Origin of the sequence: Nostoc sp. (assembly GCF_036917375.1) — a bacterium.
Taxonomy (GTDB): Bacteria; Cyanobacteriota; Cyanobacteriia; order Cyanobacteriales; family Nostocaceae; genus Nostoc.
In genome coordinates this window covers 87,938-104,598 of record NZ_JBALDN010000024.1, presented here as the reverse complement: position 1 = coordinate 104,598, position 16,661 = coordinate 87,938, and the positions used below count along the sequence as shown (strand labels likewise).

9 protein-coding genes and 1 pseudogene are annotated in these 16,661 nt (G+C 38.6%); 3 read left to right on the top strand and 7 right to left on the bottom strand.

The window, feature by feature from the left end:
- Positions 1-77 precede the first annotated feature (77 nt).
- The 5 genes and pseudogenes from V7K45_RS06320 to V7K45_RS06300 form a co-directional block, all read right to left on the bottom strand.
- Positions 78-1,262 carry a flavin-containing monooxygenase gene (locus tag V7K45_RS06320; protein WP_335001469.1) on the bottom strand — a complete coding sequence of 395 codons (1,185 nt, stop codon included), beginning with the start codon at positions 1,260-1,262 and terminating at the stop codon, positions 78-80.
- A gap of 117 nt (positions 1,263-1,379) precedes the next feature.
- A complete protein-coding gene (locus tag V7K45_RS06315) occupies positions 1,380-3,044 on the bottom strand; it encodes a tryptophan halogenase family protein (RefSeq protein ID WP_335001467.1) in 1,665 nt (554 codons plus the stop codon).
- A 67-nt stretch (positions 3,045-3,111) separates the two neighbouring features.
- Complete coding sequence (locus V7K45_RS06310; protein ID WP_335001465.1) at positions 3,112-3,825, bottom strand: hypothetical protein; 714 nt, start codon at positions 3,823-3,825, stop codon at positions 3,112-3,114.
- Positions 3,826-4,362: 537 nt separating this feature from the next.
- A pseudogene (locus V7K45_RS06305) lies at positions 4,363-4,512 on the bottom strand (hypothetical protein); the annotation flags it as partial.
- Positions 4,513-4,641: 129 nt separating this feature from the next.
- Positions 4,642-10,311 (bottom strand): alpha-2-macroglobulin family protein, encoded by a 5,670-nt coding sequence (locus V7K45_RS06300; RefSeq protein WP_335001461.1) that lies wholly within the window; start codon positions 10,309-10,311, stop codon positions 4,642-4,644.
- Positions 10,312-10,811: 500 nt separating this feature from the next.
- On the opposite strand from V7K45_RS06300, the gene pbpC reads away from it, so the two are divergent.
- Positions 10,812-13,172, top strand: coding sequence for a penicillin-binding protein 1C (gene pbpC / locus V7K45_RS06295; RefSeq protein ID WP_335001459.1), 2,361 nt, complete (start codon positions 10,812-10,814; stop codon positions 13,170-13,172).
- Positions 13,173-13,193: 21 nt separating this feature from the next.
- On the opposite strand, the gene V7K45_RS06290 is transcribed toward pbpC, so the two are convergent.
- Together V7K45_RS06290 and V7K45_RS06285 are read right to left on the bottom strand one after the other, a co-directional pair.
- The gene (locus V7K45_RS06290) at positions 13,194-14,816 is read right to left on the bottom strand and encodes a sensor histidine kinase (RefSeq protein WP_335001457.1); all 1,623 of its coding nucleotides are present in this window, start codon (positions 14,814-14,816) and stop codon (positions 13,194-13,196) included.
- A 43-nt stretch (positions 14,817-14,859) separates the two neighbouring features.
- Positions 14,860-15,366, bottom strand: a complete 507-nt coding sequence (locus tag V7K45_RS06285; RefSeq protein ID WP_335001454.1) for a hypothetical protein — start codon at positions 15,364-15,366, stop codon at positions 14,860-14,862.
- A 214-nt stretch (positions 15,367-15,580) separates the two neighbouring features.
- Here V7K45_RS06285 and V7K45_RS06280 point away from each other — a divergent pair, with 214 nt between their 5' ends.
- Positions 15,581-15,874, top strand: coding sequence for a hypothetical protein (locus V7K45_RS06280; RefSeq protein ID WP_335001452.1), 294 nt, complete (start codon positions 15,581-15,583; stop codon positions 15,872-15,874).
- Entirely contained in the window at positions 15,855-16,625 is a 771-nt protein-coding gene (locus V7K45_RS06275) for a red chlorophyll catabolite reductase (RefSeq protein WP_335001450.1), read from the top strand. The genes V7K45_RS06280 and V7K45_RS06275 overlap by 20 nt, the downstream gene beginning before the upstream one ends.
- The last annotated feature ends 36 nt before the right edge of the window (positions 16,626-16,661 follow it).

Sequence of the window (16,661 nt, the reverse complement as noted above, 5' to 3'; positions counted from 1 at the left end):
CCAATAAGAAATCTTTGAGATGCACCACACGCTCATTTTCATTCTTGGACAATGCTTAATTTACACGACTTTCAGCCTTAACTGAACCGTATTGAGTTATAACCAACAAAACCCATTTGGGGAACATGAGGGTGAATGAGATGGCGGTAAAGATGGATAGTGCCTTCCTCATCAAATACGTGTCTGTGGTACTTCTCTTCTAAAAAGGGGATATCCTGAAGAAACCCTGTGCCAAAGACAACCACATCTGCCTGTATTTGCTCTCTGTTATCCAATTCGACACCACTAGCAAAAAACTTATTGATTTTTGTCTTCACAGCACGAATTTTGCCTGCGCGTACATGTTCAAAAAAGTCTTTAGGGATCAAGCCGATACTACAACCAATCAATTTGTTCATCGGTTGTTTAGGCACCATCCCACAAGCATCAAGGGGAAACTGTAAGCGTAGGATAGTCTCATTTAGCCGCCAGAATGCCCACACCAGTGGCTTACCAAAACTATGCAGCCACTTTTCCCATCCTTGAAGTTTATGATAGGGCATCCAAGTTTCTGCAAACCGAGTCAGGAAAATATACTTGATGTTGAACAAACCGAGAAAGAAATTGGGAATTTTCCACAGCGCTTGACGGAACACAAGGGTACATTCCTTGGCCTTGCTAGCTGCGAGATTCGCTAAATCGGTGGCTGACTTGCCAAAACCGACAACAACCACTCGTTTGCCCTCAATTACAGAGTCGTCATTAAAGTTGTTAGTATGTATTACCTGACCACCGGCGGCAATAAACTCTTCCATTCCCGGCAAGTTAGGAATGTAGGGAATATCATAAGTGCCATTGCACACAATCACAAAGTCGAACTCGTAATTTTGTTTTCCGATCTCCTTACCATTTTCTTGAAAGCTAACACTAACCATCCATCTAGGAGTATTTCCTGATTTGCGCTCCACTTTAGTTACTTTTGCACCGAACTGAATTTTTTCTGTTACACCAAAGTGTTGGGCATAGGATTCAAGGTAAGCGCATACTTGCTCTCCGGAAGGCCATTCTGGATAAGAGGCAGGCATAGGATAGTCTGAGAAAGCATAGGTGTCTCTGGGATTTTGGATCGACAGTCCTGGGTAAGCCCTCGACCTTTCCCACACACCGCCAAGTCCCTGCTGCTTCTCGAACAATGTAACTTCATAACCTTCTTCAAGAAATGTCTTGGCTGAGACTAATCCGCTCACTCCTGCCCCAATCACGCATATTTGTTTCGCTGTCATCTTGGGTTATCCTCAATTATTATCGGACTTACGGAAAAGTAAACGGAGTTAGGGCAATTGATGAATTGCCCCAAGAAGAAAATCACAGTTGTGACTATTGTTTGCGTAAGTCCTATATTAAATTGGCACAGGAATTTGATATGCGCTATCGTTAACTGATGAATTCGGAAAATGATTGTCGCTGAGGTATTCTGACTGTTCTTGAGACTTGATTACATAAGTTAAGTATTCATATTGAGAAGGCAGATTTTTGCTCAGGTAATTGGCTTTTTCCTTAATTGCCTGAAATTTAGCTAGCGCCTTCTCGTCGTCAAGATGCTCCAGCAGAGGTAAACTGCCTTCAGGCTTATGATTGAGTCCAAGTAACATTACCGAATAAGAGTATGTCTCGAAGCCATGAAAATATGGATTGATATTCTTTTTATTTGGTAATCTCCTTCTCCACAACTTTAACTTTTCTTGCAGTTCGGCAGGAACTTTAATTTCTTGCTTAGTTGCTTGCCAAAACTTTGTATCTGCTCGATCGCTGGCAAAGTAATGGAGTACCAAAAAGTCCCGAACGCCATCTAGACAGTTAGCGATCGCTCTATTATAGTTGCGGATCAACTCTTCATTGAACGACTTCCCTGGAAAGTGATTGACTAGCTCTTCGATTCCATGCTGAATAAAAAATATGCCAGTAGATTCTAATGGTTCAACAAAGCCACTGGAAAGCCCTATTGCTACACAGTTTTTCACCCATGAGTTTCTGTTACGTCCAATCCTCATCTGGATATGAGAGGCTTTGCAATTATCAGCAACATTTCCTAGATGCTGGCGAAATTCTCGTTCTGCTTCCTCCGCGGAGATGAAGGCGCTGGAATAAACATACCCTGTACCATCTCTGCCATACAAAGGTATATTCCAGACCCAACCTGATGAGAGAGCAGTTGCAGTTGTGTAAGGGTTGATGCCATTTTTCTGAATATCGCTTGGTATCTGTATAGCGATCGCGCGATCGCACAGTAGCGACTCTGAATAAGAAATGAATGGCTCACCAAGAGCTTTGTTAATCAAAAGACCACGGAAACCAGTACAATCAACGAAAAGGTCTCCACTAATAATGCCATGCTCTTTGGTATTGAGACTATCTATGCTTCCATCCTCAGTTAAATTTACATCTACCACATCATCAACAATTTGTTTCACGCCCCTCTGTATTGAATAATCTTTCAAGAATCTAGCAATTAGATTTGCATCAAAATGGTAGGCGTAAGGATATTGCCCTTCAGCATCAGCAAGTGTTATGAGATTTTTTTCAGAAAAATGTTTCTCTGAGAATAAATGTTCAACTCTGTCATCAAAGATTTTACCGTTAAGATATCTCGGCGACCTTTGACGATCGCACAGCGTCGGTGCCATGAAGCAGGAATAATCAAATGGCTCATTGGAACTCTTAAGTTTTAACCACCATTCAGAGATACTGAATCCATCAATAAAATCAAATCTTTCAAAAGGATGGTAAAAGTGTCTTCTATCTGAATTCCAATCAACAAATTTAATCCCCATCTTATAAGTAGCATTGCATTTTGGCATCCATTCATACTCTTGTAATCCCAGAAAATCAAAAAATGACTTGATGCTACTAAAAGTTGCTTCGCCAACTCCAATTTTTGTAATATTAGAAGACTCTACCAAAGTAATCTGAATATTTTTTTTCAAGGCTTTGCTCAAATAAGCTGCGGTCATCCAACCTGCTGAACCACCACCGACAATTACAACATTTTGTACATGCTGTGACATAGTAAAATTTCTCCTTCCGGCTTTAATTAGGTATTAATTGTCTATTACAAAAAGCTGGTTCGTTAATTTATACAGCTTTTAATAGTTGTTCAACTTTATGGCTTTTGGCATATACTAAAAGACCATTTGTAAATTGGGTAAAAACTGTAAATAAGTTTTCAACTAGTTCAAAAGCTTCTTGTTGGGCTGCTTCTGATAGTTGAATATCTTGTAACAATTGATCTATTCCAGATGAACCTGTGATGTGACCAGTTTCAACATCCAAATGGAAATCTGCAAAATATCGGCATGGCTTTTGGGTAATTGCTTTAAGTTCTTTGCCAATCTCTGCTGCTACAGAAAACATTATATTGCCTGTTGCTTCGGTAACTTCAATGACTATTATTTTTTGAATAGGAGTAGCTTGCAAAGTATATCGATAAAGTTGATAGCTCAACCAGCGAGCATTCTGAGTTTCTTCACTCCAAAGAAATTTCAATGCATCACTAAATTGCAAGGTTTTGTCAAATTCTAGATTCTTCAAATCTTCCAGAAACCACAGCCAATGATGGTCATCTTCATAAGTATGCTTATTAATTAATCTCTGAATTGGATCGTTTGTTGGTTCTACTCGCAAAAAATGCTTATTCAGTTCTCCAAAATTCATAATAAAATGAGCAGCACATGGTGCCCAAGCTAACCTTTGTCTGGGATTTATACTTTTATCTCGCATAAAATAAAACAAGGGCACTTGAGCAAATTCTTGCTTCTTTTGTTCAATCAATGCTAGTACTTGTTGCATTTTTAATTGTGCCGATTTTCAATGTTTAATATTCAAGCAGAAGCAACTTCGCGACTTTTTTTTGGGAAGGATAATCTGCTCAAGCTTCGGTTGTTCAATTTCCAAAATTCTTTTGATAGTCATCAGCTCAAAACCCACTATTTGAATAGCAAATAATGTCTAATTTGTGATATTGCAATACGGTTTAGTTAAGAGTGTGTAGATAATTGGTCTTTGAAGACACGATAAATCCCGCCTCTACATCAGGGTTTTAGGTGTATTGTGTTATATCGTATTGAGGCTAGCGCTAAATTGTAACCAGCTAATTTACTGTTGTTGTTTTAACTTTAACTTCAACATATCTATGTGATAAATGTAGCTTTTACTTAAGTACGCTTGTTAAGAAATGGTCTTATGTGAGCGTTTCCTGCGTTCATAAAAACCAAATCGGCTAGTTAAGCGTTCTACCCTAGCTAAAATTTGAGTATATACTTGGAAAAATTTTTCGACTTGTTATAGTTAAAATAGTATCAATAATTACTTTTCATCCTTAAGTATTTATATAGACTTAGCAGTACGCCCAAATTCTTCTGGCGCATATTGCAGGTGAACTTGGGCACCAGGCCAAGAAAATTTACTAGGAGTCACAGAACGGACTAAGTAATAGAGGGTATAAACTCCTGGTTTGAAGTGGTCGGCGTAGGCGATCGCTCCTTTCAATTCTTTGCACTTAAATTACAATGCGTAGGCGCAGCCCGCCGCAGGTATCGCCATACATTATTCTGTATAGAATTGGAAAGATTTTTAGATTTGTTGTAGCCAAAGATGGCAAAATAGTTATTTACCATCCTCCAGTATTAATGTAGACTCAGCAGTGCGCCCAAATTCTTCTGGCGCATATTGCAAGTGAACTTCAGCACCAGGCCAAGAAAATGTACCAGGAGTAACAGAACGGACTAAGTAATGGAGGCTATAAACTCCTGGCTCCAGGTGGTCGGCATAGGCGATAATGCGATCGCGGTACACATTCTTAAAACCAAGTTCCCAGCTATCGGCTTTTGCTTGTAATGCAGATGTAGCAGTTTGAAAACTCGCATCCACCGCCTCAAAACCTGATGGTAAAGGATCTTTTATCACCAGATGATCCACAGAACGATCGGCGATGATTTCTAAACCAATATCAAACACCTGTCCAGAGGCTAAAGTCAAGGGTTTATCAAAAGCATAAAGACCTGTTTTTTGCAAAACTTTCTCTTTATTTACTTGACTAATTTCTCGTGTTATGCGTAGTCCGTTAAATCTACCTGGTTGATTTCCTTGCAAGCGATAATTGTAAGCAACCAGATAGTGCAAAGTGCCATTACCTGATTTTTGCAGCGTTAAATCATTACGCCCACGAGGTAATTTATTCATGGGCACATTTAGCTGTAAGCTGGGATTTTGGTAGCCATTAAAGCGATTTTCTCCTAACTTATTACCAGCTAATTCCACTGTGGCAACAAAATTAGGTGGTGTGGGTTGCAGTTGACTATAATCTACCAAAGCTGTTAAAGCTTGAGCATTATTATAGTTGGTTTGCCACGTACCATCCCGTCGCAATGCCAGAAGACTTTGGAATAATTTATCTATAACTTCGGGTTTACTGTGTTTGGCAATAAATAAGCGTAAAGCTTGCACTTGCGTCGTAGTAGATGAACTCATCCATCCCCAACTAGTTGGTAAACTCACAACTGCTGTGCGACCAGTTTCATAAATATTCTGTTGCAGCTTATTCGCTAATTGTTGAGATTCATCTTGCCATTCTGGGAATTGAGATAAGTATCGCGCTAGTTTAATTTGAGTTGCTACATCAAAGCTATTGCGCTGTTCATAAATATCTGCGAGGAAAGTATTGCGTTTGTCTCCCAATTCTGCTAAAGAGATTAAAGCATTAAGTTGCAGTTGCCTTTTACAAATTAGTTGTTTGCAAAAGTCGTATTCTCCGGGGTTTGCTAGAACTTTTTGTAAATAAGCTTTCAGACGAGACACTATTGCAGAATCGACTAAATTAGGGAACACCTGACTAGCTTTAGCCAAAGATTCACCCGTATAGGAAGAAACCCAAGGGTCGGATTTTTCTTGTCCGGGGAAAGCAGCAAAACCACCATCAGCTATTTGGAGTTTTTGTAATTTTTCAATTGCTTGACTCGCTTGTTGGCTAGGATTAAATTCTGCAAATGTCTGACCATATTTTTGGGCAATAGTTTGCAAATTAGCAGCAATTATTAATTGACTCGCCGCCGGTTCTGTAAATGGTAAATCATCATCTTCTACAGCCTGTTTTGCTGGTGCTTTAATTTCTGGAATCAAAGTACTCGCCAACTGAATATCTAAACCTCCCGCATCAGGGAAGGTATTTTTATCAACATTTAGGGGAATCTTCACCTGTTTTTCAGTGACACCAGATTCAACGACTTGTTCTGTAATTTCAATTGGCTTAATTTCCAAAGGTACTTCAAAAGCATCTGCGGCTGTACCATTTAGCTGAGTCGTAAAGCGAACTTTACCAGTTCCTACACTATCCGCCAGCATGGGGAAGCGATAAGCGTGAGTTGCAGATTCAGCTTTGGTTTGCAAAGAAGTAGCTGTGGGGTTTTTGTCAGCAAACTTCACCGTACCGCTAAGTTCGCCATTAATTGAGAGATTTCCTGTATTCCCAGTGTTGTTAGTTACAGATAAACCAGCGAGAATGCGATCGCCTGGACGGGCAAACTGTGGCAAGATGGCATTAGTTAGCAGTGGTTTGGTGCTGATAAACGTCGCCTCCCCATTCCCGAAACGCAGATTTCCATCAGTGGCGACAGCCATCACTCGCCATGTAGTTAAGTCATCCGGGAGTTTAAAAGTTATCTGTGCGTTCCCATTTGCATCGGTAAGGACAGAACCGTTGTAGTAAGCTAAAGCTTTAAAATCGGTGCGGGTGCGAGTATTGGCTGCACCAGTTGAGAAACCACCGCCATAACCCCAACCTTTGGGTTTAGCTACATCTTGTGTTTGTAATATGACATCTGGGCGATTATCGCTAAAGCGCGTAGATATTGCCTGTTCTGCATAAACTGTATCTACCAAATCTGGCGGACGATAACCAGAAAGTTGTAACACCGCCTCGTTTACCACCATGACTGTAAACTGTCCTTTGGTGGGGTTTCCTTGATTGTCCTTCAGTTCTAGTTGTACCGTTTCTTCTGCGCCAGGTTCTAATGATGCTTGCACTGGCTTAACTTGCAGTTTTAAATATTTATCTTCTAAATTCACTTTAAAAGGTGCAAAACCAATCTTCACCAAGTTATCTAAACTTCCCGCTTCCACTTGATTGATGGGTTTACCTTGTCTTACTAATACAGCTTCAATGGCTGCATTTGGCAGCATTTCTGGTGTAACTTGAAACTGAATTTGTGGTGCGCCTCCCTGAACTTTGACAATCTCCTGATAAAGAGGTTTATCTTTAATCACAGCAAAGTATAATTCTGCATCTGGATAGGGAGATTGAATTAATACAGTAGCAGTTTCACCAGGTTTAAACTCTTTTTTATCTAATTTAACTTCTAAGACATCATCTTCCTTAGAACCCCAAAATACCGGATTTTCTCCAGTTGCCCAAATTTGTAAATCGGTGGCACTTAACTCGCTTTTAGCATCGCTAAAATTAACTCTAATCCGATATGAAGCGGATTCCGGTGCTGTTAAATTTACCGATTGCGGATTACTTGCAGATGTAATTTCTGCTTGTCCTACTGTTTTATATTCAACTTGATTTTTTGGAGTTCGGCTACCTTCTACCAATTGGGTAACGCTGCTATATTTAATTTGTTGTAATTCCAAACGCACTTGTTGACCTGTGATTGGTTTTCCTGTAGGGTCAGTAACAATTACTTCAACAGGAAAAGCTTTACCAGCATCAGCAATGAAATTACTTTTTAACCCGATGAGGCGATTACTCGGTAAAGCTGTAAAAGTTTTAGAATTCGCTACAGACAGATTAGAAACATCTGCAACTTGAACATCTACTTGGTAAGTCATCGGATATGGTAAATCATTAGCCACATTGACAGTTTGACTACTTTTACCATTAACATCTAGCTGGGCATTAGTTTGCAATACATCAGTAGATATAGTAGGGGTTTCCTCCGGCCATAACCATTGCCTACCAAAAGTAAATCCTTCCCAACCTTTAGGAACAAAATCAGTCTGCTGGCGAGTGATAAAATATTTTGCTTCTCCACCTTCTACAGGCGCGCCAAACAAATAATTGCTTGTAGCATTAATATTAACTTTCTCATCAATGAGAGCAAATTCTTTATCTAAGTTAAGGTCGACTTTAAAGTTTGGTGGCTTAAACTCAGCTACCCGAAATTCTCCAGAAATTTCTTGTCCATTTTTACCTTTCGCCTGGACTGTATAGTAGCCTAAGCGCTGAGTAGTTTTGATTGGCAGTTCCAGAGAAAAACTGCCAAATTCATTTGTAGTTTGCGTACCTAAGCTGGTTTTTTGCCCATCGGGATTTACCAAAGTTAATTGGTAAGCAGCATTTTTATCTTGCTGAATTACACCATTTTGTAAATAGTCTGCAAAACCAGTCAACCAAGCCTTTTCACCTGGTTGATATAACTGTCTATCCGAAAAAAGTATCCCGCGTGATTCTGGCTTTTTATCTTGCCAACCCGCATCAATACCGTAGCCATAAACACCGCTATATTCTTCAGTTCTAGCGAATGCCCAATCTTGATTTTCACGGGCAATTACTAATAACTGTGGTGATTTACTAGAGCTTTCATTGCCAGAATAACATTTTTGCAATCCTTCACCAACAATTCTAAAAATTCCATTTTCATCAGTTTTACCTGTTGCACAAGGTACTGGTTCTGGACGAGATTTTGCTTGTAATTTTGATTGATAAATTTCAACAGCAGCCGCTTGAACTGGCGAACCATCTGTAAGATGATTGACACGAATTAACCCTGACTCAGGAAACCACTGAGTAAATACGCCCAAATTTGTCAATTCAACCATGCCATAAGTCGTAGGTTCGCGCCACAGTTCCTTGCCATTCTCCTGATATTTATTCGTGCGGGCTTGGACTCCATAAGCTAACATCCCCGTAGTAGAATTTATTTTTTCCCGCAGAGGAACAGCAATATCAACTGATTGATTTTTCTTACCCGATACTTTAAAGCTTTGCCAATCAGAAGGTTGTGGCAATAAATCACTACTATTATTAAAATAAACTAAATCTGTCGGTTGAACTACTCGATAAGCGGCTTTATATTTAGATTCTGGCAGATTTCCGGTACTAATATTTAGCTGTAAATCTTTACTTGTAGGGAAAATATTTAAATCTGATGGCACCCAAATATCACCAGCTAAATCTCCAGTATCATATTTAAGGGTGACAGGTTTACCCAAAGTTTGCCCAAACTTATCTTTGATATTTTCGCCAATAGTAATTGTATAAGTCTTGGCAGGTTCTAGCGCATAAGGATTAATTCCAACAATTTTATCTTCATCATTAACTTCCAAAATTCTCGAAATTTCTTTTGGTGCTGGATTAATAGTAATGTTTTCTTTAGCTGAATCTGCTAATAAAACGTTATTAAATTCTAGTTGCGGACTGCCTTTAACAAATCGTCCAAATGTTCCACCTGAATCTGGCTGTCCGTAATAGTTAATTTTCTGAAATGCTAAAGGCGAATAAGTTGCTAACTTACTAGCAAATTCCTTCTCTGTCGCTAGATTGCCATAAGCAGGACGTATTCCTGGAGAAAATACTAAGCGATAACTGGTTGCTTTTTCCAGATTTTGCTGTGGGATGAGATTATAAATCCAATTGCGTGCTGAAGGGTCAAATTTTTCTAAAGGATCTTCTTCATTTTTTAATGGTTTTTCTTCTTTGTTTAATTCAACTTTAAAACCTATACCTTTCTTTTGACCTTCGGGAATTAGCTGTAAATGTTCTTGTACAGAAGCTAAATCCAATTCTACATTAGAAGTAAACTGTAACTTCTGTTGTAAATCAATTGGTTCGATATCAGCCTTCTCGATAGGATTGACACCGGGTAAATTAGTTAACTTAATGGATTCAGTGTTGAAAGTCCAAGGTAAATCTTTGTCTAGGCGATGATTTTTTAAATCGGCTAAACCTGCTTTAAGAGTAACTTGAAACCGTGTCGCTATTGGTAATGCTTTATCAGCTTGGAATCCCACCATACGCGGTGTTAAAAAGCGAAATTGACCGGGTAAAGGCGGCCAAAGTAAAAATTTTTGTAATATTTTTTGCTGTTCTGGACTATCAAGACTTTCAACTGGGATTAAAGCTTCTTTAAAACGGATGCGGATTTGATTGAGGGGTTTTGCATCTCCAATGGGACTTATTTGTTCAATCCATTCTGGTAATTTTGGTGGTGTAAGTGAGGAAACTGCTGGTAGTTGTTCTTTACTTGAGTTGATACCAAAAAAATTACACCCTGCCATCCCTAATATAAATGTAAAGAGAAGGAGAAACTGTATTGTTCTCTTCCGGCTTGAAGGACGCCTAATTTTTTTTAAGGAACTGCCAATAACCTTAAGAATGCGATAGGTTATTTTATGCTGGAAACGCAATAAAACTCTGATAATCATTTTTCTAGTAATTAAAAATAAAAAATTTACGCACTATAGCAAATAAAAACTTGCATTACCTGATGGAGTCGGAAATGCCAAGATTAATAAAGGACGTAAGATAACTAGCTAGTTACTTTTACACAAGCTGCGGATGTAACGTATGTTTATTTACATAGATAACTAATCTAGTGTTATTGTTCCAAAAATGACTACAATTCTTAACTATAAAGAAGTATTTAAATTTCGCAAACATTAATTTACATCTGCTGAGTTAGTAAAAATTAATTATTAAGGATTTGAAATATTTACTGATGTAGATGTAATCGCTGCGTCAAGATTAAGGTGGATTTTCTTGGACAGGGGATTCCCTGATGAAACTAATTTTACGATCGCTACTCAAACTTAAGCACACTAGTAAAGTTATCCTGGCTGTGCTGTTAATCTGTCTGGTGGTACGCTTACTCCCTTATTTTGCGCCCATTCGGGCCGCAGATATTGCCCAAAATCAGTTGGCAATGCAATTTAGCGATCGCAATGGTTTACCATTAGGAACATTGCTCACCCGCGACCAAGAACATACATCAGTAGTACCACTCAATCAGGTTTCGCCCCATTTTATCCATGCAATTTTAGCCGCCGAAGATGGCAGCTTTTACCATCATGGGGCGTTGGATATGAAAGCCGTTATCCGCGCCAGCAAAGAAGCCATCCACGCCAAAAGAATTGTTTCTGGTGCTTCCACAATTACTATGCAGTTAGCGCGAATGTTAGATCCAGTGCCGCGCAGCTTCTCTGGTAAACTAAGTGAGATTTGGCTATCTTGGCGGTTAGCAGCAGGGATGAACAAAGATGAAATTCTGGCTGCATATATCAATCGGCTACCAATGGGCGGGAATATATATGGTGTGGAAGCAGCCGCGCAGACTTATTTTTCCATCCCAGCTAGTGAGTTGAATCTTGCTCAAGCTAGTTTGTTGGCTGCTATTCCCAATAATCCCACATACTTTAATCCTTACGAACATTGGGAACGGCTGAAGCAGCGACAAAAATACATTCTTAATCGAATGGTACAGGAAAAGTATATTAGTGGTGCGATGGCTGCGCCAACGTCTGCGACGAACGCAACTCGAACACATACTGAAAAAGTTGTGTTTCAGTCTCGCCAAGGAGGAATTATCGCTGCACCACACTTTTTATTTTGGTTAGCCAATCAGTTTGATAAGACGAAAACAGAACAAAATTCCCCCATGCGCACGACTATAAATCGCCCTTTGCAGCAGTTTGTCGAAGCACAGGTACAGCAGGTAATTTCTTCCTTAGCCGCTAACAATGTCCATGATGCAGCCGCATTGGTGATTGATAACCACACTGGGGAAGTTTTGGCTTATGTCGGTTCACCTGATTATTTTAATGAAGCCAAACTGGGACGCAATGATGGAGTGCAAGCACTACGTCAACCAGGTTCTACCCTTAAGCCTTTTGTCTATGAATTAGCTTTAGAAAAAGGTTTAATTCGCCCAAATACTATTTTGGCGGATGTACCCGCCCATTATGCCATTCCCGGCGCGAAACTTTACAGCCCCACAGATTACACCGAAAGATTTCTTGGCCCGGTGCGGGTGCGAATCGCTTTAGCAAATTCTTTAAATGTGCCTGCAATAAAGGTGTTAGAAAAAGTTGGTGTGGAAACTTTTTTAGAACGACTGCATCAACTGGGATTTGAACACCTCAATCAAACTCCAGAACATTATGGTTTAGGTTTGACTCTAGGTAGTGGCGAAGTCAGTCTTTGGGAATTAGCCCGTGCTTACCTGACCATAGCACGACAAGGAGATGCTACCCCTCTAGTAAGTACATTTTCCAATTCCCCAATCCAAAATCGTTCGACTGAGCGTTCGCGTAGCGTCTCGGAGAGAAGTCTAAGTTCCAAATCTCAAATCCAAAATCCGACAATTTGGCAATTAATCACCAACATACTCAGTGACAGCTATGCTCGTGCAACAGCATTTGGTGTAGACTCGGTGTTAAATTTACCCTTTCCTGTTGCTGTTAAAACTGGCACTTCTTCCAATTTTCGTGATACTTGGACTGTTGGCTTCACTACAGATTACACCGTCGCTACTTGGGTAGGCAATTTCAACGGCGAACCGATGCGACAAGTTTCAGGTGTGACGGGCGCAGCACCTTTATGGAATCGAATTATGTTACATCTGCACGAACATCAAGAACCAGCAGCTTTTTCATCTCCACAAGGTTTAGTGCAATTACCTGTTTGTGCAATTTCTGGGTTACGACCCACACCAGATTGTACCTCAGTGGTGCAGGAATATTTCTATCCTGAAGATAAAAGTAATTACGAACGCGAGCATCAATTCAATTTGCCACCAGAGTATGATGAATGGTTAGCAAAACAACAGCAATCAAATTTTACTTCTGCCAATTTAAGAATTTTATCTCCACATCATGGTGATTTATTTTTAGTTTATCCTGGTGAAGAAACGCAGCAAAAACTCGAATTTAAGCTAGCGGGAAATAAATCTGCACCAGTGGAGTGGTGGTTAAATGGTGAAAAGTTAGATACAAACTCAGCTAATTCTTTATTTTGGAATTTACGTCCTGGTAAGTGGACTTTGGAAGCGAGAAGCGGGGAAATGAACGACAAAGTAAGCTTTCAGGTGGAGTTAGCTAATATTAAACCTACGCGTCGAGGATTTTCTATTAGTAATAATTGAAATAGCAATGATGGCTCTCTGTCAATGGGGAGCTATTGAACGTGTCTGTTTTATAGGAATCTCAATGACAAACTCTGTACCCTTACCAGGTACAGAAATACACTTAATTTTTCCTTGATGTTTTTCCACTATAATCTCGTAACTAATAGATAATCCTAAGCCAGTACCTTTACCTATAGGTTTAGTAGTAAAGAAAGGGTCAAATAATCTAGTTTGATCTTCTTCAGTTATTCCTAAACCATTATCTTTTATACTAATAATTACGCATTCTTCGTTTTTAACTTGAGTATGGATAATAATAATAGAATTAAGCTGTCTTTCAATATCTCCTTTTAAACACTCTACTTCCCGTTGATGTAAAGCATCAATAGCGTTACTAAGGATATTCATAAATACCTGATTTAACCCTCCTGCATAACATTCAACAAGAGGCAAATTTCCATAATCTTTAATAATTGCAATTTCCTGCTGTTTATGATTTTCTTTGAAACGATACTGTAAAATTAATAAGGTGCTATTAATTCCTTCATGAATATCAACAAATTTCATTTCTGCCTCATCAAGGCGTGAGAAGTTACGCAAAGTTAGTACAATTTCACGAATACGTTCAGTACCAACTGCCATTGATGATAAGATTTTCGGCATATCATCAACAATAAACTCTAAATCTATCTCATTAATTAGAGTAGTTATTTCTGATTTATTACTAGAACAGTGTTGCTGATACAGTTTAATTAAAGTTAGTAATTGCTGACTATATTCTTTAATATGTATCAGATTACCATAAATAAAATTAACTGGATTATTGATTTCATGAGCAACACCAGCAACTAGCTGACCTAATGAAGACATTTTTTCAGTTTGAATAAGTTGTACCTGAGTGTGTTGCAATTCTTGCAGTGTATTCTGTAGCTGAATATTTTTATGTTTTAATTTTGCCGTTCTCTCCGTAACTTGCATTTCCAATTGACAATTAGTCTCTTCTAAAGCGGCTTGAGCAATTCTTTTAGCTTTTAAATATTGCTGTAATAAATGCAATACTAAAAGCCATGCCGGAATCAGCATCGCTAAACTTATAATAGACTCCGAAATTGCCCATAGAATTCTTTGATAATATTCATCAACCTTCTGCTGTAATTCCAGTGAAATATTAGACTTTCTTTTCATCACCCCATCAGCATAAATTTGCTTCTGAGTTTCATATTCGCGGCTGAAAAGTATTTGTTGGGCTGTCTCTTTTAGATTTTTATTAACTAAATCAAAAGATTGATATTCCATTGCGACTAGGCGCTGATTAGCAGCATCAATTTTCTTAGCGTCCTCATTTTTATATGTTTTAGGAGCTAGTTTAATCGATTCTTGAATAGCAATATCAAGTTTAGGTTCAAATTGGCGATATCGTTGTTCCCAAATAGTGTTTCCTGTAGCAGCATTCATGCGGGCTGACATAGTTAGTACTTCATCCAAATAAGCGATCTCATCACTTAATCTTTGGAGCTTAAATTCATTTTTAGTAATACTGTTGAAGTTATAATATGCTTGCAAGTTGAGCCAAACTTGAGGAATGAATAAGAGCAGAGTAAGCAGTACTGTTACAGTAATTAGTTGAGAGGAAGCAAATCTCAGTTTATAAGGTAGATGCATTGTAATACTCTTTTTTTAGATATATTTTAATTAATTTTTGTCGTCATTGATACTTTTGCATAAGTCTAGAGTCATCAATATTGATACCAAAAAAATTTCTCAAAAATCCTATAGTTTCATTTTGGTAAATTTCAAAGTCAATTTCATTTATTTGTTTTATTTTAACCTTTCTGCCATAAATAAACCCTGATTTAAAACTCACAAAGTCTAGCTTGGAAAAATTATAAGGAACTGGATATATAAATTTAGCAAAGAATTGATAGATGAACAAATGTAGCTGATTGGTCTTTAAGTCATTACCCATTGTAAATCCTATGACAAAAGCTTCATCTTGAGAAGAAATCCCTCTATCTAAAAGTATGTGAATATAATCATGATGGAGCAGACTAATTTTTCCAGGTAATGCCATTATGCTATTAGGATTCTCCAGTAACCAAATGACAAAAGGCATTTTCGGCTCACCATGTAACCTAAATACTAATGAATGTGCTTTTTTTAGATTCATTTGAGCGATATCTATTTTAAAATCTTTATCTAAATCAAAAGCCATTTTTTGTATATTTATAATCAAACAACTAGCTTATTAATATTTGTTTTTCTTCTAATTTGTCTATAATTCTCAACAAAATTATTTTGATTTTTATAATTAAGTATATAAAAAACAATTTTACATAAAATTCCAGTATTATCACTGAAGCTTGTGCTAAGAGCAAAAGCATCTAAATGAAGAATCATCGATTGAGATAAATTGCTGTAACTCTGCTGTGAAAAAAGATGTTGCTGCAATAGCTCGATCGCACTTTGTTGATGGACTATTTCTCACAGTCTTGAATTCGATGAATGCCTTGCTCGATACAAGTAACCTCTTGCAAAAAGCACTTTTGCAAGAGGGGGAAAAGGGTAAAGGGACAATACAGAACCTTTTCCCCTTCCCCTTTGCCCTTTTCCCGACTTATGCAAGAAGTCTAAGTAACGAATTAGATACCGGAAAGTGTCAAACTAAATATAAAGTTTATAGAAAAATTCCAAACTCAAACCATGACTCAACAACCAACTGATTTAGATAATAAAGCTGTATTTGAGCAGTTGTGGGAGATTACAAAGGAACTCCGCCAAAAATTAGAGGCTCGTTTTCAGTTACATCCAGACCCTTCTGTAGAAAATTTACAGCAATACAGCAGTCTTGATGGCAATATGAAGGGTTCGCTAACCGCTTTTTCTGGGGAAGAAATTGACTGGCTAGTGCATTCGTGGTTAGGAAACCCGGAAAAATCAAACTTTGGGACAATGCGTCTCACTACTTGGTTGAAGTCCCATATTCAGGTTCCTCATTTGGCTTTTGAGTTTGGTACACTTCCAAATGGAAATATTTTATTTTATATAGATTACATTGCCCGAACTGAGCTTTTAACCGATTTGGCATATCTCGATCGCTACTATGAGCCAGTTAATGAAACATTCTTAAAGTTACAGGAAGATTCGCGGCTCAAGGTATTTACTAGCAAAAGTGCCTATATTCGCCTATTTCAATCGCCCGTTAGTCTTTGCTACACAGGCGTACCTACTTTTGAAACTCTCGAACTAACTCGCACACTTGCACACGAAACACTCGATCGCTGGTTAACTTGGGTAGATGCAGCCGAACCTGTGCCAGAAGATGCACGCACGGCTTTGGCTGCTCGTGATTTAGCGCTCCGCCGTATCAGTGCTGAACGCGATCCAGGTAATAAATTTGCCGCGCAGATATTCGGCTCGGAATTAACAGATAGACTTGTGCGATCGCTCTGGGGTGGCGATCGCATTCTCTAAATTAGTCATTTGTCATTGGTCATTTGTCCTTAGTCC